We start from the raw sequence: 23,336 nt of genomic DNA, 5'->3' as shown, positions 1-23,336 counted from the left end.
CCCTATTGACTTAGTCCTCAAACTGGATTGAGACGAATGTCATTGAATTAAGCCCTGAACTAAAGTATCCTACCCTTCGGGAACCCCTACGGGGAACGGGAACGCTACTCTTCGAGAACGCTTCGCGAACGCGAACGGGCTAAAAGCTAAAACCCGTTTTAACGGGTTGAAAGGCTGATTTAGTAAGCTTTAGCTTGACATCGCTTTGAGGGGTGAAATCTATTTCAAGGCTCTTATGTCAGTACCCTTCGGATTAAGACTCTTGACACCAAGACGTGCTACAACAAGGGAGATAATTCAGGTACTAGTAGCCAGTTTGTCAACACAAGCTTTGCCTATGCACTCTATTACTCTTGATCGCAATCCCTGTGTTTTACTCGTAGAAACAGACGAAACGTTTGCTGAACGCCTAAGTCTAGATTTAAGAGAAGCCGGATACCATACTGTTGTTGCTCCTGATGCGACCACGGGTTGGCATCAAGCCTGTGAACTCCAGCCGGCAATGATTGTTGTAGATAGGGCACTCTCAGGAGAATCAGGGCTGAGGTTGTGTTCTCAGATCAGAGGCACAGGTTCTCGTGTACCGTTACTTCTGCTCATGGCTCGTGACACAGTTGATGATCGAGTGGCTTGTCTAGAGGCTGGAGCTGATGATTATTTTCTGAAGCCTTATCGCACAGAACCATTTTTGCAAATGGTGCGCCTCTATCTTGAGCCAGAAGTAGGGGTTAGCGAACAGCTAAGGTTTGGGGAATTGATTTTAGACTTGACGACACGCCGAGCTATACGTGGTGGACGGGTGATTGACTTGACCATGAAGGAGTTTGAACTCCTCAAGTATTTGATGGCTCATCCTCGTGAAGTATTGACCCGCGAACAAATTCTCGAAAATGTTTGGGGTTATGACTTCATGGGAGAGTCGAATGTCATTGAAGTGTATATTCGCTATTTACGCCTCAAGATTGAAGATGAGGGTGAAAAGCGCTTGATTCAAACAGTACGGGGTGTCGGCTATGTGTTGCGGGAGGCATAGAGCGTTGGGGAACGTTCAGTAGGTAGGCATGAACAAACGCACGAAAACCTATCGCCTATAGGTAAGCTCTGAGTGTTTGTACTTGTATTGAATTTGTCTACCTACATAGGCGTTAAATAGTAAATCTTGTTCAAGGCATCACGTAGGCGATATGTGAACCTTGCTCAGGCTATTTTCTTAGCTCAAAACTCAGAATTCTTAAAAGTTCCCGATTTCAGCAAGCAGTCCAGCCTCGCAGGAGTAAGGATTATATCCAGTGGTAAAACTCTAATGAAAGGTCAAATTAATTTATTAGGCGTAACGCTGTGTGTTGTACTGATGGGTTGTGTTACCTCAGCACCAGCGAACGTTGGAGATGGAACACCACTAAAGTCGGGTGAACGACTGCCACCTCCTCCATCTGTCTCAGCGCTACCTAAGGACTTAGGGCAAATGCTACCGATTACAGCCCAAGCTCAGATGGCCGGTCAACGAATTCTTCTAGAAGTGACCCGGACACCTCAAGAGCAAGCGATGGGATTGATGTATCGTACATCACTAGCAGATGATCGGGGGATGTTGTTTTCTTTCTCACCACCGCGACCTGTCAGCTTCTGGATGAAGAATACAAAAATTCCCCTTGATATGGTTTTCCTGAAAGATGGGGAGGTAAAAGCGATCGCGGCGGATGTTCCCCCTTGTACGGCAGATCCTTGTCCAAGCTATGGGCCCCAAACACCAATTGACCAAGTGATTGAACTCAGAGGCGGACGGGCAGCAGAACTGGGACTTAAGGTGGGCGATCGGGTGAGTGTGAAGTTCTTAGATGAGAATATCACCCCCCCAACCTCCTCCAATTCTTAATTTTTATTGAAATTATTAAAATTTTCACTGAACTTGTTGCGGTTCTGCCATAAAAGTAAGCTACTCTTTCGTAAGGGAGAGTTGTAAAGAGTTCAAACTCAGATACTCTATAACAATTAACTGCTTCCAACCAGATTCAGAAGCTGAGCAAAACTGCGAAGATGTTACGCTAACAAAGCCTTAGCGATGAACCGCTAAGCATTGGTGTGAGGGTTGTCTGAGTAAGAGCGTACATCGGCTGATGAATCTTCCAATTTACAGATGGCTTTTATTAGAGCTCTGAAGTAAAAAACGATACAAAGGTTTGCTAGAAACTGCCAAGTTTCAGTTTCCGTAACCAGAAAAGCCTATCTATATTTCCAACATATAGTGTTGGAAGTCTAAGCTAGGGCTGTCTGTTTAAGCGGCTGTTTCTTGCTGACAAAAAATGTAGAAGGCAAACTTAGCTGATTTAAATCTCAGTTTGGGAGTGATTTGAAACACAAGTAAGAACAGTTCTAACCTTCAATATAAGGAAGGAACTGAAGAAAAGTAGCCAGATCACATACTGTCTACTAGTAGATCAAGAACGTAAGCCATTAATTCCACAATAGAGCAGATTATGAGGAGGTGAAAGTAAAGATGGCACCTGCAACTTATTCTAGATTTATTCGCTTTCTTCAGGAAGAATTAGCGATTTCCAGGGACTCAATTGCGATCGCACAACGCCGTCGGGAACAAGATCCAGGTCCTTTGCCAATGATTCTTTGGCAGTATGGTTTGGTAACCTTAGAGCAACTCGATCGAATTTATGACTGGCTGGAAACCGTTTAAGACTGGAAGAATCCGCGAGGAGCAAATTGATAATGTTCAAATGCTTATGCCTTTGGGTTAATCTCAACCCTAGGCAAGTCCAGACATTGTATGTTCATTCACAATTTATCCAATACAGAAAAGAGCGAGTCAATAGGTGACTCGCTCTTTTTAGTTAGTAGCGTTGTTAGCTAGTAGATAATATTCAACATGTAATTAACTTGCACATCAGCTTAGAAGCTCATGATTGAGCAAACACTCTAGCTGCTGCGGCAATACCAGCCCCTGGTGTCATAGATTCGTAGCCCAGTTCACGGAGAGTTGCTTCAAGCGCACCAATCGCCGCAAGAATATCGCGATCGCTAACAAAGCCAAGATGTCCGATACGGAAAATTTTGCCTTTATAGTCGTCTTGTCCACCAGCCAGAGAAATATCAAAACGCTTCTTCATCACGGCGCGGATTTGTTCCGACTCTACAGATACAGGCGCAACCGCCGTAATTGCAGGGCTAGCCGCCTCATCAGGTCCAAACAAGGGTAATGAGAGAGCTTGTACCGCCTCACGAGTTGCTCTCATCAGCCGTTGGTGACGTGCAAAGATCGATTCTAAACCTTCCGCTTGCATCATCCGCAGTGCTGCTTGTAGCGCCACAACCAAATTAACTGGAGGGGTAAAGGGATTGCTATTTTTTGCCGCTGTTTTACTGTATTTGCCTAAATCCAGATAGAAGCGTGGCAGCTTGGCTGTTTTGTAAGCTTCCCATGCTTTAGGGCTAACCGAGACAAATCCTAGCCCTGGAGGAATCATATAGCCCTTTTGAGAACCAGAAGCAACGACATCAATTCCCCATTCATCTACTGGCAGATTGACTGCACCCAAGCTAGTAACCGCATCAACAATCATTAAAGCTTCGCCATGCTCTTTGACGTGACGATTAATCGTTTCCAGGTCGTTGAGGACACCAGTAGAAGTCTCAGAGTGAGTAATAATGACAGCTTTAATGTTCTTTTCGGTGTCAGCGGCAAGCTTTTCGCGAAACTGCTCTGTGTCTAATGGTTTACCCCAATCCGCTGTGATTGTCTCGACTTCTAGACCAAAGGCAGCACTCATAGCCGCCCAGCGATCGCCAAATTTTCCATTACTTCCAACCAAAACGCGATCACCTGGGCTGAGGAAGTTGATAATACCCGCTTCCATCGCGCCTGTGCCACTCACCGTTAACACCAAAACATCGTTCTGGGTTTGGTGCAGCCATTTGAGGTTTTGCGTCACCTCTGCCATGATTTGGCTAAATTCCCCACTCCGGTGTCCAATTGGGTGCTTAGACAGCGCCAGTAATACTTTTTCCGGTACTGGCGTTGGACCAGGAATCATCAGCATATGCTTGTCGTCCATTTTGTTGCCCTCTATACTTCTCGCTTCGCATAATCCAGGATCGCACAACTCCTCTAGACAATGGCTAGTTGTTAGATAAAGTAGAAATTCTTAAAGGACTTTCCGGCAAAAATCAGGAGTTTGACAAAATCTATCTAACAACTAAAAACTTACAAGCCCTACACCTACGTACTAGATGCTTAATGTTTAATTACCGACTTCGGGCTTGTGAGCTAGGGGAAGGACATCGGGAGAGTGTTCTGGCTCAAAACTGGCACTGTTGAGAGACCAGCGGTACTCAATTGGTAAGTTGGCTCGGATGCAGGTTTGCTCCAGTTGCCTCTGCTGAGCTAGGGCTTTCCGAAGTGTGCTGATTAATTGATGAACTTGCTCTCGAACTGCGGGTTTCTGATTGACAGCAAATGAAGTTTGGCGCTCTAGAAGTTGGAGAAGCAGTTCGTAATGGACATAAGACGGAAGGGGAATTGGCTCCATGAAACCTGGTTTACCTCAAATGGACGAATCTGCGACAGCGAGTCTTTGAGCATCAGTGCGGCTGCTAGCCTTTCGCGCCCTATGGAGCGAGTGCCGATGAGCGCAAAGCCTTTTACTTTTCATTATCACAACCAACAACGGACTCGTGACTTACAAGTCACGGACTGGAAAACAGACTGGCGATCGCTGTACTTGGGTCAGGCTGTTTCACCAGTGACTCGCCAATCAGAACGGCAGCCGCACCCGCAGATGCTACTTGCTCTAAATCGGCGCTTGTATGCAGCCCTGACTCACTGACGACCATAATGCCACGCTCCTGTAGCTGGTTTCCCCGTGCTGCTAGGATTTGGCAGGTCGTTTGCAGATCGACCGAGAAATCTTCCAGGTTACGATTATTAATACCAACTAGGGTAACGCCATCTAGAGATAATACGCGGTCTAACTCCAAGAGAGTATGAACTTCGATTAGGGGCGTCATGGATAGAGCATTGGCAATTTTGACAAAGTACTGAAGGTCTTGGTCTGACAGAATTCCAGCAATTAGTAAAACAGCGTCTGCTCCGTAACTGCGGGCGAGATAGATTTGGTAGGGGTAGATGATGAAATCCTTACACAAGACAGGCAAATCAACGGCAGCACGAACATTTGCCAGGTTTTCCCAGCTGCCTTGAAAGAATTTTTGATCGGTTAGCACGGATATCGCACTTGCTCCCCCTTGGTTGTAGGCATGAGCGATCGCAACGGGGTCAAAATCCTCTCGAATCACCCCCTTACTGGGAGATGCTTTCTTAACTTCTGCAATCAAGGCGGGACGAGTTTTCCCAGAAGATAAGGCTTGCCTGAAATTGCGGATAGCTGGCGCAGTCTGTACCCGCCGCCGCAATTCCAATAAAGGAACACGTTCCCGCATCTGGTCAACTTCCGTCTCTTTGTGCCAGACAATTTCTTCCAGAATATGGCGTGGCTCGGAATCTGGAACAACTACTTGATAGCGAAATATATCGAGGTCAATAGCTGGATTGGGTGGACGTCGGCGAATTTTCATCAATTGGTCATTGGTTGTTAGTTGTTGGTTGTTGGTCAAAAGAGAGCTACGGGGCTGGGGGAAGAAGACTCCTTGTGCCTACTAATGACTACCGACAGCTCGTTTGTAAGCGTCATCCAGCACTTCCGACAGTGTGGGATGAGCATGGACTAGGGTCACGAGGGTATTGATCGATTGCCGTAGGGCGATCGCATTTGAGGCTTCGTGAATTAAATCAGAAGCATGGATACCCAGAATATGTACGCCGAGGACTTCGCCTGTATCTCTACGGTAAATGACTTTAGCAATACCTTCAGCTTCTCCTTCTGCGATCGCTTTAGAGTTTCCTTTAAAATACGACTTCACCGAGGCGACTTCAAACCCCTCTTTTTCACCTAGTTCCTTAGCTGCTGGCTCAGTCAATCCCACATAGCTAATTTCTGGATGCGTGAACGCCGCTGCTGGAATACTGCGATAGTCTACAGTCCGGTGCCGCCCACAAATATTTTCTACAGCTGCAACGCCTTGTGCTGAAGCCGCGTGAGCTAGCATCAGTTGCCCTATTGCATCACCGATTGCCCACAGATGAGGCACAGGTTCCCCGGATGATAACACCGCCATTGTCTCATCAACGGTAATAAAGCCCCGCCGATCTGTCTCAACACCGACAGCATCCAGCCCCAAATTTTTGGTAGCTGGAATTCGCCCCGTTGCGACAAGGCAAGCGTCTACTTCCAGAACATCCACGACTTCTTTGGTTTTAGCATCGGCGAGTTCTATCACGACGGGTGTTCCCGGTGTTACCTTCATCGCCAACACCCCGACATGAGTTTCAATATCGCGGGGAGTAATCAGAACTCGTGTCGCCAATTTAGCAATATCCGGGTCAAAAGTCGGCATTAGCTGGTCTAGCGCTTCAATCATTGTGATTTCTGAGCCTAAAGCTGTATAGACATCAGAAAATTCCAGACCAATGTAACCACTACCAATAATCGCAACCCAATCTGGTATCCAATCCAGCTTTAAGGCATCATCACTGGTAAAGACGGTTTTTCCATCAATCTCAATTCCTGGTGGCACAAAGGGAACTGAGCCAGTGGAGAGAATAATGTCTTTGGCTGTAAATGTTTTTTCGCCACTGTCTGTCGTAACTGTTACTTTTTGTTGTCCAGCTACCTTACCCCAGCCTTGGATAATATCAACGCCCAAGCGTTTTAGGCTATTTGTGAGATCGCCACGAATCTTAGAAACAAGATTGTTCGCGTGATTGGCGATCGCTTGTCGGTCAAAGGCAACATCTCCCACCTGAATACCTAGTGCCTGAAGGTGGTGGGTATTGCGTAACTCCCGGACTCTACCCGATGCTGCCAATAGCGCTTTTGATGGGATACAGCCCCGATTGACACAGGTGCCACCCATTTCAGAGGCTTCAATAATTGCGGTTTTCAAGCCACAGCTAACGGCATGTAAGGCAGCACCATGTCCCCCTACACCTGCACCGATTATTACCAAATCGTAATCAAATTCCTGACTCACATCCATTTCACTCATCCCGCATTGCCCTCCTTATTCTCAACTTGACTAATTGATGAACGCAAGTCCTTGCTTGAATTCATTCCACTAAGGCTTATAGCATCTAGTTAAGAGAGTTTTGAGTTAATAGCTGGAAAGACTGGCTGTTCAACTCATAACTCACCACCTCGACTCAATCACCAGCCCTTTGTCCTCAGCCCTTTTATTTATGCCTCATTTGTCATTCAAACGGCTTCAAAGCCAGTGTTGTATTGTAGAAGTTTTAACCGAGTTTGCTCCAATTAAAAGCCGTCTTTATAGGAATTAAACATTATGCATGAGCATCCGCAAAATCTGAGGACGTCTGCCGCTAGAGCTTTTATGGAGTCACTTGACCAACTACAGAATATCTTGGCACAGGAGAGTCAAACCCCTGAGCCTGAGTTTCAGCTAGATGATAGTCATTCCTCAACCAGCGAGACTGACTTAACGGTTTGGGAAGAAGCAGCCGCTGACATTGAACAATTCTTTGGCGAGACTCAGCTACCGGAAGAAGGCGGATTGAAGGATGATTGCTAATCTCTCAACCGGAAGGAGCATCTAAAGACTAAAAAAATCGAAATTCTATTGAAACCTAACCTCTAACCTTCCCTGCCTCGGCGTTGGCGTTTGGCTTCGTACAACATCAAAGCGGCTGCGATCGCAACATTTAACGACTCTACCCCTGGCATTAGAGGAATTTTCACTTGCCAATCTGCTTTAGCTGCCAAGTCCGCTTTTAATCCGGCTGCTTCATTACCTAGCAAAATCAGGGTAGGACATTGTAGGTCGATGTCCCAATAATGTTCAGTGACATCTGGGACTGTAGCGACGATTTGTATGCCTTGCGCTTTGCACTGATCAACGACGTCGTTTAAATCAGGACTAACTACCATAGGAAGCCGAAACCATTGACCTGCTGAGGAGCGCAGTACCTTGGGATTATCTAAGTCCACACTATCTGTACTTAGCCATAGACGTTCTGCACCTGCCGCTGCTGCCGTGCGAATGATTGTTCCTAGGTTACCTGGGTCTTGCACCGTCTCCAAAGCAAGACTGATAGAAGTCACTATCGGTGATGGATGGGGTTGTGTGGAGTCAAGACCAAGCGGTCGCATTGCCGTTGCTATAACACCATCGGGATGAACGGTTGTTGCGATCGCATTGAGGACTTCTGGACTCACTATTTCTGCCCGTTGGCATCTTCCAGAGATATTCTGCCAAAGTTGCGGATGCGATTGGAGCCATTCAGGGGTACAGCAAACCGTAATCAATGGATAATCTATGGCATAAGCTTCCTCTAGTAGGTGCGTACCTTCCAACAAAAACAGTTGCTGCTCTCGCCGCCCTTTGGCTTTCTGTAGCTTCCTAATTTCCTTAACTAGAGGATTTTGAGTACTTGTCAGCATGAATTAGGGATTAAGAATTGGGGACTGGACTGATGGTTAAAAAGTGAGAATTTTCAACTTACCAACATTTCAACCCTTAAAGCTTCCAGCTTTCAGCTCTTTTTCCCATCCCTAATCTTCAAAATGCGGAACCCGGGACTTGAACCCGGAAGTCTTTGCAGACACTAGAACCTGAATCTAGCGCGTCTACCAATTCCGCCAGTTCCGCTCTTTGTGGAGTTATTTCTCGCACAATTGACTATCATGCAGCAATCATTAGACATTCGTCAACTATATTTTTTTTCCTGAGGTGTGAACAGGAACAATGTAGAATGCAAGGCTAACAGATTGCTGAAGTCCCCCTTGAAGGTTTGTCTCTAAGTTCACTCATGAATTGCTAAGAGCGCCTTCTTGCACGACTTCTTACTCCTCTTCCTTGACGGAAAGGGGTTATTTCTGCAAAGTTGCACTAACTTAACTTGATAACCAATCTAGACATTTGCAATCTTTCAGGTAGAATCAGAACCAAATTTTAAAAAGTGCTTGCGTCAAGACGCTGCTAATTGGAGGATAGACCCATCAATCACTCTCTGAGCCAGACAGAAACCCCCTCTCTGCCCGAAGAAGACAAGTCAGTTTTACAAATTTGGGGCAGAACCCCCCTACATGGGCATGTCAAAATTAGCGGAGCGAAAAACTCTGCCTTGGCAATCATGGCAGGAGCATTGCTTTGTCCCCAAGATTGCCGATTACGCAACGTGCCCTCTCTTGTAGATGTGAAGCGTATGAGCCAGATTCTCTTGGCTCTTGGCGTGAAACTAGAACGCAAGGGAGACATCTTAGACATCGATGCTCGTCACCTCGAACAGTCAAAAGCCCCCTACGAGTTGGTCAGCCAGCTACGAGCAAGTTTTTTTGTGATTGGCCCAGTGCTAGCGCGGTTAGGAGTTGCTCGTGTGCCCCTACCCGGTGGCTGTGCTATTGGTGCTAGACCTGTAGACCTCCACGTTCGAGGTTTACAAGCCATGGGAGCCGAGGTGCAGATTGATCACGGAATGGTACACGCCTACGTGGGTGGCAGTGGTAGCAAAAAGTTAAAAGGGGCAAAAATTTATTTGGATTGCCCCAGCGTAGGGGCAACCGAAACCCTAATGATGGCAGCAACATTGGCGGAAGGAGAAACAACCCTTGAAAATGCTGCTCAAGAGCCGGAAGTTGTAGATTTGGCGAATTTTTGTCGTGCGATGGGAGCCAGGATTCGTGGTGCTGGCACAAACACCATCATCATTTCCGGCGTTCCCAGCTTACACTCGGTAGACTACTCCATCATTCCTGACCGAATTGAAGCAGGGACGTTCTTAGTCGCTGGGGCAATTACCAACTCGGAACTCTCTCTTTCCCCAGTCGTCCCAGATCATCTCACGGCTGTTATTGCCAAGCTGCATGAAATCGGTTCCAGGGTAATAACTGAAGAACCGAACTGCTTACGAATTGTTCCTGGCAGGATACGGGCAGCTGATATTGAAACCCTGCCTTATCCAGGGTTTCCTACCGATATGCAGGCGCAGTTCATGGCATTGTTGGCGCAGAGTGAGGGCGACAGTGTCATCACTGAAACAGTGTTTGAAAACCGACTACGCCATGTTGCAGAACTCAATCGCATGGGTGCGGATATTCGCGTAAAAGGCAACAACGCGATTATTCGAGGTGTGCCAAGGCTATCGGGTGCCCCTGTTGTGGCGACAGACTTACGAGCTTCTGCGGCATTAGTGCTGGCAGGACTAGCAGCAGAAGGAAAAACGTCGATTCAAGGGCTACATCATTTGGATCGAGGTTATGACAATCTAGAGGTGAAGCTACGGCAGTTAGGCGCTAGATTACAGCGAGTGCAAGATGAGGCAGAAGTCGGGCAAGTCTCGGCAGATCCAAGTAAAGTTACTGCACTTCAACCCGAATAAGTCTTTTACATTTAAAGACATTTTGTTGGCTGTTGACGGGAAAACTGTCAACAGTCAACAAGATTATTTCAACCCTAGCCTAAGACAACTGGCTAAGACAACACAGCCGTTAGCGACGGATGAGCCAAAAACTCTCGGATTGGGAAAGAAAACGGCTTCAGAAGCCTCTAATAACGGCTAGCTACCCTCATGCTTTTGGGTCGGCTTCTTATCTGCGTGTGTCTTATCCAAGCAGTCCCTCAATTGTTGGGCAAGCACCCGGACATGGGGTTCTTTGAAGATTTCAACATGGTCACCAGGAACATCATAAATCTCTAAGCCGCCCCTCGCTAAATCAGTCCAGCCCAAATCCGGAGCAACATAAGCCGTCGCAGCATCTACCCGGTCAGTAGCCCGGAATAAGAGAATTTTACCGGGGTAGGGTTGCGGCACGTAAGCTCGTCCTGCTTCACCGTTACGCTCTTGCATGACCAAGTACTCCATCGCGTGAGGCACACTGCCCTGAGGCGGAATGTAAGATTTACTGTACATTCTCAGGCTCATTTTCTTCTTGAGGCTCTGGAATCTCTCCTGAAGTTGCTTGACTAAGTAAGATGGGCCAAGTTTTAAGAGCTGATTGAAGTGAAACCCAATACGCTGATAGATCGGTAACGGTTGGTACGCTTCTGGCAGAATCGTGTCAAACAACGCTAGCAAGGCTACCTTTTGACCTTGGGCAAGCAACTGCTGAGCCATTTCTAAGGCAACGAGTCCACCATAGGATAATCCTCCTAGATAGTAAGGACCTTCGGGCTGAAGGGCACGCATCTCATTAATGTAGTGCGTTGCTAACTCCTCAAATCGAAAGGATTCAAGACGGTGTTTGCCTGGAATTACTTGTCCTACGAGACCATAAACAGGTTGTTCTGCATCGAAATGCGATACTAAGGGGTAATAGATGCTAACACCTCCACACAGGAATAAGGGTATTTTCGAGCCACTAGGTTGAATCGCCGCTAGTGATACCCCAGGTACTGACTTGACTTCTTCGCGGAGAAGATTCGCCAGTTGCTCGACTGTGGGGGCTTGGAAGATAGTTGTTAAGGGCAGATTTCTTTTGAAGGCTTTCTCAATTTGGTCGGATAGACGTGCAATGAGGAGGGAATGTCCTCCTAACTCAAACAAGTTGTCCTGGATGCCGATGGGTTGGATACCCAAAACTTGTTCCCAGATTTTGGTCAGTTGTAGTTCTAACTCATCACGAGGGGCGATAAAGGTTTGAGGAGATTCTTGCCGTGACTGGTCGGGGATAGGGAGAGCGCGACGGTCTACTTTGCCGTTGGGAGTTAGGGGCAGGGTATCCATCTCGACTAAGGCAGAAGGCACCATGTAGTCGGGCAGCTTTTGTTTGACAAATTGACGCAACTCACTGGTGACAAGTAAGTACTCCGCTATAGGTACGAGATAAGCGACTAGACGCTTGTTACCTGGCACATCCTCACGGGCAATTACAACAGCTTGCTGCACGGCTGGGTGTTGTTCGAGGAGAGCTTCAATCTCTCCAAGTTCAACGCGGAAACCTCGAATTTTTACCTGGTAGTCAATGCGTCCTACATATTCAATGTTGCCGTCTGATCGATAGCGTCCTGTATCTCCCGTCTTGTAGAGACGTGCCTCTGGTCTGTCACTAAAGGGATTAGGGATGAACTTGCTGTCGGTCAGTTCGGGACGATTGAGATAACCTTGACCGACTCCTGCACCACCGATATGCAGTTCACCACCTACACCAATTGGCACAGGTTGCAACTGGCGATCAAGGATGTAGACTTGAGCATTGGTAATCGGACAACCAATCGGGATTTCTGATAAGGCTAGGTTGTCTTCAGAGACAGCCGCTAAGTCATAGAGTGTTGTGGTGACTGTGGTTTCAGTTGGACCATAGGCATTGAGCAAGCGGGGGTATTTTCCAACGAGCTGTAACCATGTCATATAAGCAGCTCGTGAGATTTTTTCTCCACCCACAAACACCAAACGTAAGGAGACAGGTAACGGTTTTTTAATCAGAGACAGTCCATTTACCAACTCATGCCAGAAAGCGGTCGGCAGGTGGACAATGGTCACTCGCTCTTGTTCGATGAACCGCAAGAAATCTGTAGTGGAGAGGATTGCTTCAGACCGGAGGATGACTGTCGCACCACAACTCAAGGAAGGAAACATTTCCGCGACAATAATATCAAAGCTGATGCTAGAAAATTGCAAGACGCGATCGCAGCTTGGGGTGAAGTGCGGTGGCTCCTCTGAAGCTGATGAGCGATCGCTCTGTTCCCAGCCTACCTGCTTGGCGATCGCTAGGTTTTGGTTCACCATCCCTTGATGGGTGACCATTGCCCCTTTAGGCTTGCCTGTAGAACCAGACGTGTAGATCACATAGGCGAGATTCCCACCCGTCGTTACGCTAAGTGGGTTTTCCTGACTCTGTTGGGCAATAACCTCCCAGTCGCTATCCAAGCACACCACCTGTGCATTATGTTCCGGCAGAGAGGCTACTAGACGTTCCAGGGTTAGGATAATTGGGGCTTGGGAATCTTGGAGTTGGTAAGCGCGTCGCTCATGGGGATACGCTGGATCGATGGGAACATAGGCTCCACCAGCCTTAAGGATGCCCAGAAAGCCTACAACCATCTCTAAAGAACGTTCTACACAGATAGCCACAAGTGTGTCGGGTTTTACCCCTAGCGATTGCGCTTCGTGCGAGAAGCGCGATCGCAGATAGTGTGCCAGTTGATTCGCTCTCGTATTCAGTTCCCGATAAGTCAACTGCTTGTCTTGAAACACAACCGCAATGGCATCGGGTGTCCGCTCGACCTGGGCTTCAAACAGTTGATGAATACACGCATCATGAGGATAATCTGCCTGGGTATTATTCCATTCCATCAGCAGTTGATGTCGTTCGGCGGCGGTTAAGAGCGGCAAGTCCATCAGCCGTTGATCTGGATTGGCAACCATCCCTTCTAGCAACGTTTTAAGATGACCCAACATCCGAGTAATGGTAGCGTCGTCAAAGCGGCAGCAATCATATCCAATCTTTAGCAAGAAACTCGGCTCCAAATACCCAGCTAGCGTAAGGGGATAGTTTGTCCGTTCCAGCAGTCGAAACTCTCGGTTCTCCCAATTTCCGCCCTGCGCCTGCAACGAAGAATTCAATTGGTAGTTCTCAAAAACTAGAATGCTTTCAAACAACTGCTTTCCCGCAGGCACCTCACTCCAGCCTTGAATCTTGACCAATGGGGTGTGTTCATAGTGTCGTAAATCAATCCACTGACTCCGTAATTCCTTGAGCCATGGGATTAGAGGCATTTCATCAGATACACGGACTCTTACCGGAAGCGTATTAATAAAAAGCCCCACCATCGACTCCGCTCCTTCCAGAGCTGACCGACGACAAGCTCTAGTCGCTCCAAAGACCACGTCTTCCTCGCCACTATAGCGACTCAATAGCAGCGCCCAAGCCCCTTGAACTAAGGTATTAAATGTTAGTTGATGCTCAATAGCCAGGGACTGCAAAGCGCTAGTTACAGTCTCTGAAAGTCGAACGTCTTGCACTCCATAGCCGTCATCGACTTCGCTCAACTTCAACTGGTGAGTGCGGTCTACAGTCAAAGGGGTAGGAACAGTGAAACCACTCAACCTGCTTTGCCAGAAGCGTTCCGCGAATGTGAAGTCCTGCCTTCCTAGCCAATCAATATAGTCTTGATAAGGACGAGGTTGTTCGAGTTGCAAATCCTTGCCTTGGCAGAATGCTTCATAGAAGGCAAAGAGTTCTTGGAAAATTATGGGAAATGATCGACCATCCAGTAAGACATGGTGAAATGTCCAGATACACTGGTAGTCAGATTCAGCAATCCGGAAAAGTGCCAAACGCATGAGCGGTGCTTCAGTGAGTTGGAAGCCACGCCGTCGATCAACCTGAAGATATGACTTGAGTTTGTCTTCCTGCTGCGTTGCTGATAACCCACGACAGTCTTGTTCTTCAAAAGGAATAGTGACCTGCCGATGCACGTTTTGAATGGGTTCTTTGATACCTTCAAAATGGAAGCTCGTTCTTAAGATAGGATGTCTCTCTAAAACCCGATTCCAGGCTTGCTTGAAGAACGAAATCTTCAAGTTTTCGTGCAAGGCACAAACGAACTGTTCAATGTTCACCCCAGATTGGGGACTATATAGGCTGTGAAACAGCATCCCCTGTTGAATTGATGAAAGTGGGTATGACGCTTCAATGTTGTTGGCTTTCAGTTCTAGGGATGCTGTGTAAATCATCTATATATTCTTCCTGAAACGACTGCTAGTAAAGCAATGTTTAAACTAGTTATGAATAAGAGGGATTTCCCTGAGTTGGTAGACAATAAAGTTCAGCTCTTCTCTCACAACAGTGAGTTTTTGTTGTTACTGTAGTACTTATCGGTTTCTTTTCTACAATTTATGCAAAAAGCCTTAAAAACGAATCAGTAGTCTATTAGGTATCTGACAGTCCAACCTAACGCTACAAAGCGCCCTATCACAAAAATTGTAATTTTATAACAACTATGTTTAGATAGCTTAAAAGTGATTTCTTGATACAATACTTAACGTAAGTTGTTAGTTACAAGAATGCTTGAGCCGAAGTCAAAGCAAAAAGGATGGAACTTGGGGGAGAAATCTATTGAAAGTGAGGGCATGAATCGATTTAGAAAAGCGCCCTTGAGATTTGGCTAAACACCGTCTTAATGAAGCAACGGGTTTATCCTGGAAGTGATTTTATTATGCGATCGCCCCTAGTACAATATGGCGGAAATAAGTGACCAACCTAGAGGTGGATAAACACCTGACACTTAAAGGATTGTTGACTTCCGCGTAGCGGTACTAGTGCAAGAAGGCAGGGGGCAGAAGGCAGAAGGTCAAAAGGCTTGTACTTTTTACTTTTGGTTCTGTTGTTAACTGGTCACTGACTTCCGCCATGCTGCACTAGCTTGTTAACTAGCAACTTGGGTGAGTGAAAACATTTTTGCCCAGGAAAGCGGAAACTTCCTTTTGCTGAATTCTGAAATAATTCAGCAAGAGGGATTCTGCCTTGATGGCTAGCTAGAAGCCAAGATTTCTGAGAGTGCTTGCTTCACCGTTGAATATTGGTAGTCAAAGCCTTTACTAATCGTTCTTTTAGGTAGCACTTGTTGACCTTCCAAGACGACCTTAGCACCCTCTCCTAAAAGAGCTTCTGGAACAAAGCTGGGAACTGGTAACCAAGAAGGACGATTGAGAATTTCTCCAATCGCCTGACAAAGTTCCGACATCCGCACGGGGTTTGGTGCAGTGGCATTGAAGACACCCTCAACATCCGGTTGAGTAATGGCGAACAGGATAAGGTTTACGATATCCTCCCGGTGAATCCAGGAGAACCACTGTTTTCCTGTACCAAGAGGACCACCTGCAAAGAGCTTGAAAGGAGGTATCATCTTTGCCAAGGCACCTCCATTACCCAAAACAATCCCCGATCGCAGAATTACCAACCGTACCCCAGCTTCTTTAACTTTTTGAGCTTCCGCTTCCCAGGCTAGACACACTTCGGCGAGGAAGTCGCTACCAGCAGGACTCGTTTCGTCAAAGGTAGCCGTTTCACTAGTGCCGTAGTAGCCAATCGCTGAAGTGTTAACTAACACAGAGGGTTTAGGGTTAGCGAGTGTGATGGCTTCTACAATTTTTTGCGTACCGACGCGACGACTCTCAAGAATCTCCTGCTTGTGCTTAGGTGTCCAGCGACTTTCGGCAATGGGTTCTCCAGCAAGATTCACCACAGCGTCGCAACCTGCGATCGCTTGTTGCCAAGAACCTGATTCTGTAGGGGTATAGGCAACGATTTCCAAGTTTGGGAAGGCGTTCAAGGCAGTGGTTCGGTTACGAGTTAGGATGAGCGACTGATGTCCCTGTTCTTGGAGACGCTCCACTAGACGGCTACCAACAAACCCAGTTGCTCCAGTAATTGCTACTTTCATTAATTAGTTACTCTTCTGAAATCCCTTTAAAAAATTGAATCGAGGGAGTTTTCGAGGTCATGTTAAAACACAAATAATATTAAAGCCAGTATACAAAACGTGACATCCTCCCAACGCCTAAAAGCTTTTCTTACCCATGAGCAGATAGCAATTCATCTTTCCCCGTCCTTTCACTTGGACAAGCCCCCGTTCCTCAAAGAGGAACTGCTTTCGTAAACACTTATAAGTTGCTTCGGTGACCTGAATGCCACCAGGAATCCCGTGAGATTCCATACGGCTAGCGATATTCACGGTATCACCCCACAGGTCGTAGATGAATTTTTTTGTACCAATAATACCTGCAATCACAGGGCCTGTGTTGATACCAATGCGAATGCTAAGGTCTTTACCTGTGTCGGCACAAAATTCGTTAATTCTAGTTTGCATATCCAACGCCATTGCTGCGATCGCTTCAGCATGGTTTGGTATATGTTTTGGTAACCCTCCGACTACCATATAGGCATCGCCTATGGTTTTGATTTTTTCTAAACCATGTTCATCGGCGAGCTGGTCAAACTCTGAGAAAATTACATTCAGGATTTCAACCAGTTCAATCGCAGGAGTTTCTGCCGCAAGCTGCGTAAAGCCGACGATATCGGCAAACATCACCGTTACCTCGGCATAACTATCAGCAATTGTAGTCTCTTCCTGTTTCAACCGCTGTGCGATCGGCTCAGGTAAGATATTCTGCAGTAGACGCTCTGACTTTTGCTGTTCCAGTGCCCATGCCTTCAAGGCGGACATAAACTGTCTTGCTACGGCGGCGGCGACAAGTAATGCCAGCAAAACTGCCGCAAACAGTAAAACTCTTGCCCAATGGATTTTATTTGCGATCGCGCTTCGTGCGCGTTGAACTTCTGCGTTGGCTACCCCAACCAGATTCTCTGTAAGCCTTGCAGAATTGATATCAATGTTTTCACGAATTTGACTGAGAATTTGTTGGTTGAGAGCAACAATCTCTTTAACAATTACTTCGTACTTATCTAAATCCTCTAAAGCTAGACGACGCTCTGTAATATCTAACTTTGAGCTAGCAATAATACCATTACGTAACTGTTTTGCCGCTTCATAGATTGACTTGATAATGGAATCTTGGCGGGTTAGGAGATATTCTTTCTCAAAAGACCGCATTTCCAGATACAAAACCATCAACTCTGGAGTATTAGCTAGCTGAAGCCTTTCGCGTAATCTTGTAGCGTTTTGTTCAAGCTCGGAAATTTTCCCAACATCAGCCATCCCTAATTCGCCTACTAAGCCAACAGCTCTGTCAAAATCACTAGAATACTGATCGACTAAAGCCACATAATCTAAAACATCAGGGTTACTGCGGCGCAGAGCAGGACTTACATTGTCACTTTCAAGTAGATTTTGTAGTTCACTGCTGATGTTAAGGACGGTTTTAATCTCGCTGCGGTGTTTCTGAACATATCGCTCGAACGCTTTAGCAAAACCTTCACTTGACCAAAAGACAAAGAAATCTCTTTCCAATTGCCGAGCATTTTTTAAAGCCGCGTCCATTCTAAATACTAGACGCTGTACCTCAATTCCTGTATCAATTACTGCCTCTGTCTCACTTTGTACAGCATCTAGTGAAACTAAACCCGTGATGGCTACCGTACCAAGCAGCAGTAGTAGGGCAATAAATGCAAACGTAAATTTTGTAATGATGCTAAGCTTACGCTGAGATAGAACTAGGCGCTTCCATAAATTCATTGAGGATGTTAGGTATTCAGTATTAGATAATAGGTATCAGGTATTAGATCAAGTCAGCCATATTTGATAAAAGCTAAGGTAAGCCATCGGAACCTTCCCTACACAATGTTTCAGTAGTCACCCCCAGAGCCATAATGCCATGCTTCGAGCCAACGGCGGCAGTAATATTGTGGGATTGGCGGTAGCGTTTTTAATGACCCACTCATTAGCTGTCCCAATGGAGACAAGCCACTATAAATACTCAAATTGATGTAGTGTACTATCCAATCTAAAAGCGTTGTCAATCCGACTTGAGGAATCACTGGCAACACCAGTCTGGGTTTAGTCAGTGAGGTTAACAAAAGCGTTTTTGACAACCCGGAAAATTGCACAACATCTTGTAAAAAGGGGTGTAGTACATCATCTCCTAACTGCTCCATTGCCTGAAATACTCCAGTCAGTAATTGATTGATTTGATTGGGTGATAGTTGTTGGTTGATACCAACGCTCATGGCTTGTTGAAATAGCCATGTGACAGCAATATTGGGTTGATACGGTTGTAGTTGGGCAAGAGCATTGCGACTGAAGGCTTCACTGTTCAACGCCTCATCAATTCCTATGGTGAGACGCTTTAGATGTCTTACCATCGAACCAAATCCACCAAAGCTTACAGGTGATTGACCACCACTACTATCACCTACTGGCAAAATTCGATTCCAAGGCATCTTGATGGGCGAGTTTCGGTAAGACGGAAAGAAGCCAAACAGTACCCGCTTCCATTCAATTTGTGACAACTCCACGCCTTGGTACTCTGGCAGAAGGCGCAGGTATTCCTCAAAAAAAAACTCTAAGCTAGGGCGTTCTGGGTGAGCATCTAGGTAGGTGAATAAATAAGTCGTTCTGCCATCCCGTGCTGGAAACGCTTCCCAGAAGTATTGACACTGATTCTGGATTGGTGTGAAGGATACAAGAAGATCACCCGTTTCATTCTTGGGAAAGCCTTGAGCGCAGCTACCAACTACTAAGCACACTCCTTCTGGTTTTTCCCCAAGACGCGCTTGTTGAACAATTGGAGAAAAACTTCCCATCGCGTCGATGAGCAAGCGTGTCTTCAATCCACCAGCCGCTTCAACAAGAACACCATCAGGATGAACCGCTGCACCATTGAAAGCTGTTTTTTCAAATAGCTGACCCCCAGCGTCGAGAAAGTTTGTCTTTAGAGTATCGAGAAGAAATACTGGGTCAACTCCAATGTTGAGCACATCTCGTACCCAGAAATCCTGCCCTTCAAAGAAGCTAATTCGAGCCGGGTTATATTCAGTTGCGATCGCTTTTTCTAGTTCAGCGTCGGAGAGTAATTCCAGTTCCAAAAATACCTCTAGCTCTTTACGAGAGATATTCCACTCTTGGTCTCTACCTCGTAAAATTCCCCGCTCAATTAAGGCAACTCGCCAACCTCGCTTTTGCAAAGCCGCAGCAATAAGAATTCCTAACGTGCCACCACAAATGACGACATCCCAATCCACAGCCCCCAAAGGCTCATTGCTTTCTTTAATTACCTGTGGTGGCGGTGCTGTCTCGTTTCGTAGCGCCCAATAACGTTGATCAACACCCCGAAGCTGCTCAAGGACATTACCAGGTAACTGGGAGAGAATTTGTTCGGTTTGGCTCATGGATGTGTCGTTTGCCCCAAATGCTCCCTCTCAATCCTAATCGTCATCGGTCTTGTACGTCAGCTCTATCCTACTAAACGACCTGTTCTTCCCCGTCAAGGATTAAACGTAAAGCAAACTTGATTCATGTAGATTAGTGCAGCGCGGCGGAAATAACTATCCAGTTAGACATTGGCAAAAAGGCTTACTGTACAAGCAATATTGCTTCTGCATCCTGCATAAGAGCCTTCTTGCACTAGTCTTCCTCCTCAGGGCATCTGACTCAATGCCATTACTGTATTCTGACCCCCAAACCCAAAACTAAAACAAAGTACCGAATTTATCTCAGCTTGGCGAGGCGTTGTCACAAAATCTAGATCAAACGCTGGTTCCTTCAACCCTACACAGGGCGGTAATTGTTGATACTTTAATGCCATTAGACAAAAAGCAGCTCCCAATGCTCCAGAAGCACCTAGGGTATGACCCGTTGCTCCTTTGGTAGAACTAATCGGAACCCGATGAGGAAACAACCACTCGATTAACTGGGCTTCATTGTGATCGTTAAGCTGGGTGCCAGTCCCGTGAGCATGAATGTAGTCAATATCAGTTGCTGAAAGATGACTACGTTCCAGACATTGCTTAACAGCGGTGATGGATGCGATGGTCGCTTTGGGAACTGCCTCCGGCATCGTACCGCGCTTACTTAGTCCACTGTTACTTCCTGGCTCAGGGGCACTCACATGATAGGCATCACAGGTCAAACCAAATCCTAGTACTTTCCCGTAAATGGATGCTGACCGTTCTCTTGCCGATTTAGCTGACTCTAACACCAGTACCGCTCCTCCTTCACCCAGTACTAGCCCTTCCCGATTTTGGTCAAAGGGATAGGAACCAGTCCGAGCTAGAGCGCCCATTTTCTCAAATCCCGCTAATGTCAATGGTGTAATTGGTGCTTCTACAGCCCCAGCGAGTACCTGCTGGCATTGACCACTTTGGATGAGTTCAAAGCCTTGTGCGATCGCCCAAATTCCAGTCGCACAAGCTGCCATTGGTGCGAGTACAGAGGCTTTTGACCCAACTTTACGAGCGGTAGTGATCGCAGCATAGTGGGGAAGGGTATCTAACCAATGCTCCAATTTGGGAATTGGGAATTGGGACCGGAGCTTTAGTGAGGAGGGAATTGGGGATTGAAAGTCTCTTTGTCCCTTATCCTCAGTTTGTAGTCTCTTTGCCAACTGCTCCCATGAGGCTTGACAGCTTCGGCTTGAGCCAATCACGATGCCACAGTCTGGTAGTGGCGGCACTAAACCAGCATCCTGAAGCGCCTCTGCCACAACTAGCTCGGTCAGGGTTTCCAATGATGTGGGAGTATGACCGATTAGCGCTAAGGGTCGGGAGGGAAAATCCAGAAAGGGTTGGTGTTGTTGAATGGCGGACTCACCTCTAAGAAGAGTCTGCCAGCTAGGTTCTAGCCGACCTAAAGCTGAGGCAAGACCGATGCCAGTAACGACGACTTCCACCAACCCTACGCTAATTCCTCGAATCCCTATGAGGAAGTTTGTGGCTTCTTAAGGTTCTCAATGCCCTTCGTGACCTCAGCTGACTCAATGCGATCGCCTTGCTGAATCTTGTCTACAACGTCCATGCCTTCGGTAACATAGCCAAATACAGCATAACTACCGTCCAAAAATGGCAACTCTGTTAGAGCGATGTAGAACTGTGAAGAGGCTGAGTCGGGTGGCGATGAACGAGCCATGGCTACAGCACCGCGAGTATGCCTTAACACAGGAGGCTTAGAAACACCAGCCTTCTCAAGCGTTTTGCTATAAATCGGTTCTGCTGCACCCTCAGGCTTGATTTCCAGAGGGACATAACGTGCTTGCGAGGTGTCTGGGTCAATAAAACTCCCTGTCCCTAAACCCTCAACTGGAAAGCTTGGGTCTTTTCCTTGAGGGTCACCACCTTGAACGACAAAGGGTTGTGGCTCCCGCACAACTCGATGAAACACAAGACCGTCATAGACATCCCGTTGAACAAGGTCTACAAAATTTCCGGCTGTAACTGGAGCGTCTGTTCCATTGACTTCAATGGTGATGGGTGAGCCATTAACTTTCAGCACTACCGTTGCTTTTCCCTCCAGTCTAGGTAAGGTACTTAGCTGGGAACTGCTAGCCTGAGCTACGGGGGTAGAGGTCGTTGCAGCAGTTGAAGAGTTGGTCGAGCTTTGGGAACCCGCCTCTTGCGTACTACATGCCCCTGTAACTAGAGCGACAACAACAAAAACTAATGATAACCAGCGCTGGATTTTTATCTGCATCTCAAATTTACCGTTCTTGTAGCTATAGCTACTGAATCATCTTAAGCAGATATGTGCTTACTAGGGCGGAATTTAGTTACAAGCCTTCAAGGGGAACTCCAAAGAAACGAGCAAGTTCTGCTCCTTGATTTTCCAGTTCTGATAAAGGGAGTGGTTGTCCAACGCGCGTTAGAGGAACTTCCCGGCGGTCTTTAGCGCGAAGATAGAGTGCATTGCGAGGGTTAATCCCTTCTCTGATGTCTACTCGAATCGACTGGACATCTTGTGTACGGCAGCTAAACTCGATTTTACGGTTCTTACCGGGAAAGCCCCACCGAAAAATGTGAACCATACCCGTGTCTTTGTTGAACTCATTGTAACCACCACCTACATCTAAGACGATGACTAACCATAAGTAGAGTGCTAGCAATAGAGCCACAACCCCGTAGAACCCCATGGCGATTCCCTGTGGGATGAAGACTAGCTGAGTTGCATCACCAGCCGGAAGCAAGTTTACTTTTAGGTAACTGGAAAGCCCCGCTAAGAGAAACCCTGTCCCCCCAATGGAGACTATTGTCGCCCACCAGTAGTTACTAAAACGGCGAGAGCCTAAGACGGGTTGACGGATTACGCGGTTCTCTTGTTGGGTTGTCGATGCTGTCATGAAACAATCCTGCCCACTCAATCTCAAGATTTGAAAAGATGCTCTGCCATTACTATGACATTTCTGAGCAACCAGTAGAGTACGAGATGGGAAACTCTCCTCTTCAACTAAAAAAATTCTGAGGAAATATGTGTCATTTTGTAAAATCTCTAATATTCATTATTATTGTATTTGGACGCTAAAAGCCTTTTTCCCCTTAACAGGGATTATCAGGATAACAACGTAAAAATGTGATACTTTAAGAAACATTAAGTGACTGCTAGCACAAAGCTAGCTTGTGGTAAGGATGCTCGACACATCCTTTGAGGCGAAGTTTGTCATACTAACCGAGTCCTCAAAAATTCCACAATTCACAATTGTGTGGAAGTGTCAACATTGGAATCCTTGTAAATCATTAATGTAAGAGGATTTGAAACTATGACAATCGCAGTCGGACGTGCGCCAAGTAGTCGAGGATGGTTTGACGTCGTCGATGACTGGCTAAAGCGCGATCGCTTCGTCTTCGTCGGCTGGTCAGGGCTACTACTAT

General features: G+C 46.6%; 18 protein-coding genes, 1 tRNA gene and 1 pseudogene. 7 read left to right on the top strand and 13 right to left on the bottom strand.

Translation table 11 applies throughout. The features are described 5' to 3' along the window. Window positions 1-337: 337 nt before the first annotated feature. The 3 genes from nblR to H6F98_RS04530 all read left to right on the top strand — a co-directional run bounded on the left by nblR (window position 338) and on the right by H6F98_RS04530 (window position 2,689). Window positions 338-1,033, top strand: a complete 696-nt coding sequence (gene nblR / locus H6F98_RS04540) for a response regulator transcription factor NblR (protein WP_192217498.1) — start codon at window positions 338-340, stop codon at window positions 1,031-1,033. 270 nt (window positions 1,034-1,303) lie between these two features. Continuing rightward, on the top strand, window positions 1,304-1,876 hold the full coding sequence (locus tag H6F98_RS04535) for a DUF192 domain-containing protein (RefSeq protein WP_192217497.1): 573 nt from the start codon (window positions 1,304-1,306) through the stop codon (window positions 1,874-1,876). Between the two features lie 621 nt (window positions 1,877-2,497). Next, window positions 2,498-2,689 carry a DUF2949 domain-containing protein gene (locus tag H6F98_RS04530; RefSeq protein ID WP_192217496.1) on the top strand — a complete coding sequence of 64 codons (192 nt, stop codon included), beginning with the start codon at window positions 2,498-2,500 and terminating at the stop codon, window positions 2,687-2,689. A gap of 220 nt (window positions 2,690-2,909) precedes the next feature. Here H6F98_RS04530 and H6F98_RS04525 read toward each other — a convergent pair whose 3' ends face one another. The 4 genes from H6F98_RS04525 to lpdA all read right to left on the bottom strand — a co-directional run bounded on the left by H6F98_RS04525 (window position 2,910) and on the right by lpdA (window position 7,098). Continuing rightward, window positions 2,910-4,064, bottom strand: coding sequence for an alanine--glyoxylate aminotransferase family protein (locus H6F98_RS04525; protein WP_192217495.1), 1,155 nt, complete (start codon window positions 4,062-4,064; stop codon window positions 2,910-2,912). A gap of 186 nt (window positions 4,065-4,250) precedes the next feature. Beyond that, on the bottom strand, window positions 4,251-4,538 hold the full coding sequence (locus H6F98_RS04520) for a DUF5340 domain-containing protein (RefSeq protein ID WP_192217494.1): 288 nt from the start codon (window positions 4,536-4,538) through the stop codon (window positions 4,251-4,253). A gap of 157 nt (window positions 4,539-4,695) precedes the next feature. Continuing rightward, a complete protein-coding gene (gene trpC / locus H6F98_RS04515; RefSeq protein WP_396810570.1) occupies window positions 4,696-5,586 on the bottom strand; it encodes an indole-3-glycerol phosphate synthase TrpC in 891 nt (296 codons plus the stop codon). 78 nt (window positions 5,587-5,664) lie between these two features. Continuing rightward, window positions 5,665-7,098, bottom strand: a complete 1,434-nt coding sequence (lpdA, locus tag H6F98_RS04510) for a dihydrolipoyl dehydrogenase (RefSeq protein ID WP_192217504.1) — start codon at window positions 7,096-7,098, stop codon at window positions 5,665-5,667. A 309-nt stretch (window positions 7,099-7,407) separates the two neighbouring features. On the opposite strand from lpdA, the gene H6F98_RS04505 reads away from it, so the two are divergent. Next, window positions 7,408-7,653 carry a hypothetical protein gene (locus H6F98_RS04505; RefSeq protein ID WP_192217492.1) on the top strand — a complete coding sequence of 82 codons (246 nt, stop codon included), beginning with the start codon at window positions 7,408-7,410 and terminating at the stop codon, window positions 7,651-7,653. 62 nt (window positions 7,654-7,715) lie between these two features. Here the strand turns inward: H6F98_RS04505 and H6F98_RS04500 are convergent, their stop codons facing one another. Both H6F98_RS04500 and H6F98_RS04495 read right to left on the bottom strand, forming a co-directional pair. Beyond that, on the bottom strand, window positions 7,716-8,522 hold the full coding sequence (locus tag H6F98_RS04500; protein WP_192217491.1) for an RNA methyltransferase: 807 nt from the start codon (window positions 8,520-8,522) through the stop codon (window positions 7,716-7,718). Window positions 8,523-8,646: 124 nt separating this feature from the next. Beyond that, window positions 8,647-8,730 (bottom strand) — tRNA-Leu (locus H6F98_RS04495). A 334-nt stretch (window positions 8,731-9,064) separates the two neighbouring features. On the opposite strand from H6F98_RS04495, the gene murA reads away from it, so the two are divergent. Next, on the top strand, window positions 9,065-10,459 hold the full coding sequence (gene murA, locus H6F98_RS04490; protein ID WP_192217490.1) for a UDP-N-acetylglucosamine 1-carboxyvinyltransferase: 1,395 nt from the start codon (window positions 9,065-9,067) through the stop codon (window positions 10,457-10,459). 22 nt (window positions 10,460-10,481) lie between these two features. Beyond that, window positions 10,482-10,640 (top strand): hypothetical protein, encoded by a 159-nt coding sequence (locus H6F98_RS04485; RefSeq protein WP_192217489.1) that lies wholly within the window; start codon window positions 10,482-10,484, stop codon window positions 10,638-10,640. On the opposite strand, the gene H6F98_RS04480 is transcribed toward H6F98_RS04485, so the two are convergent. The 7 genes from H6F98_RS04480 to H6F98_RS04450 form a co-directional block, all read right to left on the bottom strand. Continuing rightward, window positions 10,637-14,755 (bottom strand): amino acid adenylation domain-containing protein, encoded by a 4,119-nt coding sequence (locus H6F98_RS04480; protein WP_192217488.1) that lies wholly within the window; start codon window positions 14,753-14,755, stop codon window positions 10,637-10,639. The genes H6F98_RS04485 and H6F98_RS04480 overlap by 4 nt on opposite strands. A gap of 797 nt (window positions 14,756-15,552) precedes the next feature. Continuing rightward, window positions 15,553-16,464 carry a TIGR01777 family oxidoreductase gene (locus H6F98_RS04475; protein WP_192217487.1) on the bottom strand — a complete coding sequence of 304 codons (912 nt, stop codon included), beginning with the start codon at window positions 16,462-16,464 and terminating at the stop codon, window positions 15,553-15,555. A gap of 117 nt (window positions 16,465-16,581) precedes the next feature. Beyond that, on the bottom strand, window positions 16,582-18,216 hold the full coding sequence (locus tag H6F98_RS33295; protein WP_242058356.1) for an adenylate/guanylate cyclase domain-containing protein: 1,635 nt from the start codon (window positions 18,214-18,216) through the stop codon (window positions 16,582-16,584). A gap of 110 nt (window positions 18,217-18,326) precedes the next feature. Next, window positions 18,327-19,868, bottom strand: coding sequence for an FAD-dependent oxidoreductase (locus tag H6F98_RS04465; protein ID WP_192217486.1), 1,542 nt, complete (start codon window positions 19,866-19,868; stop codon window positions 18,327-18,329). Window positions 19,869-20,116: 248 nt separating this feature from the next. Beyond that, window positions 20,117-21,367 (bottom strand): beta-ketoacyl-ACP synthase, encoded by a 1,251-nt coding sequence (locus H6F98_RS04460; RefSeq protein ID WP_313929793.1) that lies wholly within the window; start codon window positions 21,365-21,367, stop codon window positions 20,117-20,119. A gap of 26 nt (window positions 21,368-21,393) precedes the next feature. Next, window positions 21,394-22,164, bottom strand: coding sequence for a peptidylprolyl isomerase (locus tag H6F98_RS04455; protein ID WP_192217484.1), 771 nt, complete (start codon window positions 22,162-22,164; stop codon window positions 21,394-21,396). A gap of 76 nt (window positions 22,165-22,240) precedes the next feature. After that, complete coding sequence (locus tag H6F98_RS04450) at window positions 22,241-22,807, bottom strand: photosystem I assembly protein Ycf4 (protein ID WP_192217483.1); 567 nt, start codon at window positions 22,805-22,807, stop codon at window positions 22,241-22,243. Between the two features lie 417 nt (window positions 22,808-23,224). On the opposite strand from H6F98_RS04450, the pseudogene H6F98_RS04445 reads away from it, so the two are divergent. Beyond that, window positions 23,225-23,336 (top strand): annotated as a pseudogene (locus H6F98_RS04445) (photosystem II D2 protein (photosystem q(a) protein)); the annotation flags it as partial.

Source organism: Microcoleus sp. FACHB-SPT15 (assembly GCF_014849525.1).
Lineage (GTDB): Bacteria > Cyanobacteriota > Cyanobacteriia > Cyanobacteriales > Coleofasciculaceae > Symplocastrum > Symplocastrum torsivum.
Note: the sequence above shows the minus strand (reverse complement) of the source record. Positions and strands in the feature narration are given on the sequence as shown.

Coding starts and splice junctions, on each gene's coding strand:
- H6F98_RS04500 (WP_192217491.1), bottom strand. CDS start 8,522: ATGCTGACAAGTACTCAAAATCCTCTAGTTAAGGAAATTAGGAAGCTA.
- H6F98_RS33295 (WP_242058356.1), bottom strand. CDS start 18,216: ATGAATTTATGGAAGCGCCTAGTTCTATCTCAGCGTAAGCTTAGCATC.
- H6F98_RS04475 (WP_192217487.1), bottom strand. CDS start 16,464: ATGAAAGTAGCAATTACTGGAGCAACTGGGTTTGTTGGTAGCCGTCTA.
- H6F98_RS04465 (WP_192217486.1), bottom strand. CDS start 19,868: ATGAGCCAAACCGAACAAATTCTCTCCCAGTTACCTGGTAATGTCCTT.
- H6F98_RS04520 (WP_192217494.1), bottom strand. CDS start 4,538: ATGGAGCCAATTCCCCTTCCGTCTTATGTCCATTACGAACTGCTTCTC.
- H6F98_RS04455 (WP_192217484.1), bottom strand. CDS start 22,164: ATGCAGATAAAAATCCAGCGCTGGTTATCATTAGTTTTTGTTGTTGTC.
- nblR (WP_192217498.1), top strand. CDS start 338: ATGCACTCTATTACTCTTGATCGCAATCCCTGTGTTTTACTCGTAGAA.
- H6F98_RS04480 (WP_192217488.1), bottom strand. CDS start 14,755: ATGATTTACACAGCATCCCTAGAACTGAAAGCCAACAACATTGAAGCG.
- H6F98_RS04525 (WP_192217495.1), bottom strand. CDS start 4,064: ATGGACGACAAGCATATGCTGATGATTCCTGGTCCAACGCCAGTACCG.
- H6F98_RS04505 (WP_192217492.1), top strand. CDS start 7,408: ATGCATGAGCATCCGCAAAATCTGAGGACGTCTGCCGCTAGAGCTTTT.
- H6F98_RS04530 (WP_192217496.1), top strand. CDS start 2,498: ATGGCACCTGCAACTTATTCTAGATTTATTCGCTTTCTTCAGGAAGAA.
- H6F98_RS04535 (WP_192217497.1), top strand. CDS start 1,304: ATGAAAGGTCAAATTAATTTATTAGGCGTAACGCTGTGTGTTGTACTG.
- H6F98_RS04450 (WP_192217483.1), bottom strand. CDS start 22,807: ATGACAGCATCGACAACCCAACAAGAGAACCGCGTAATCCGTCAACCC.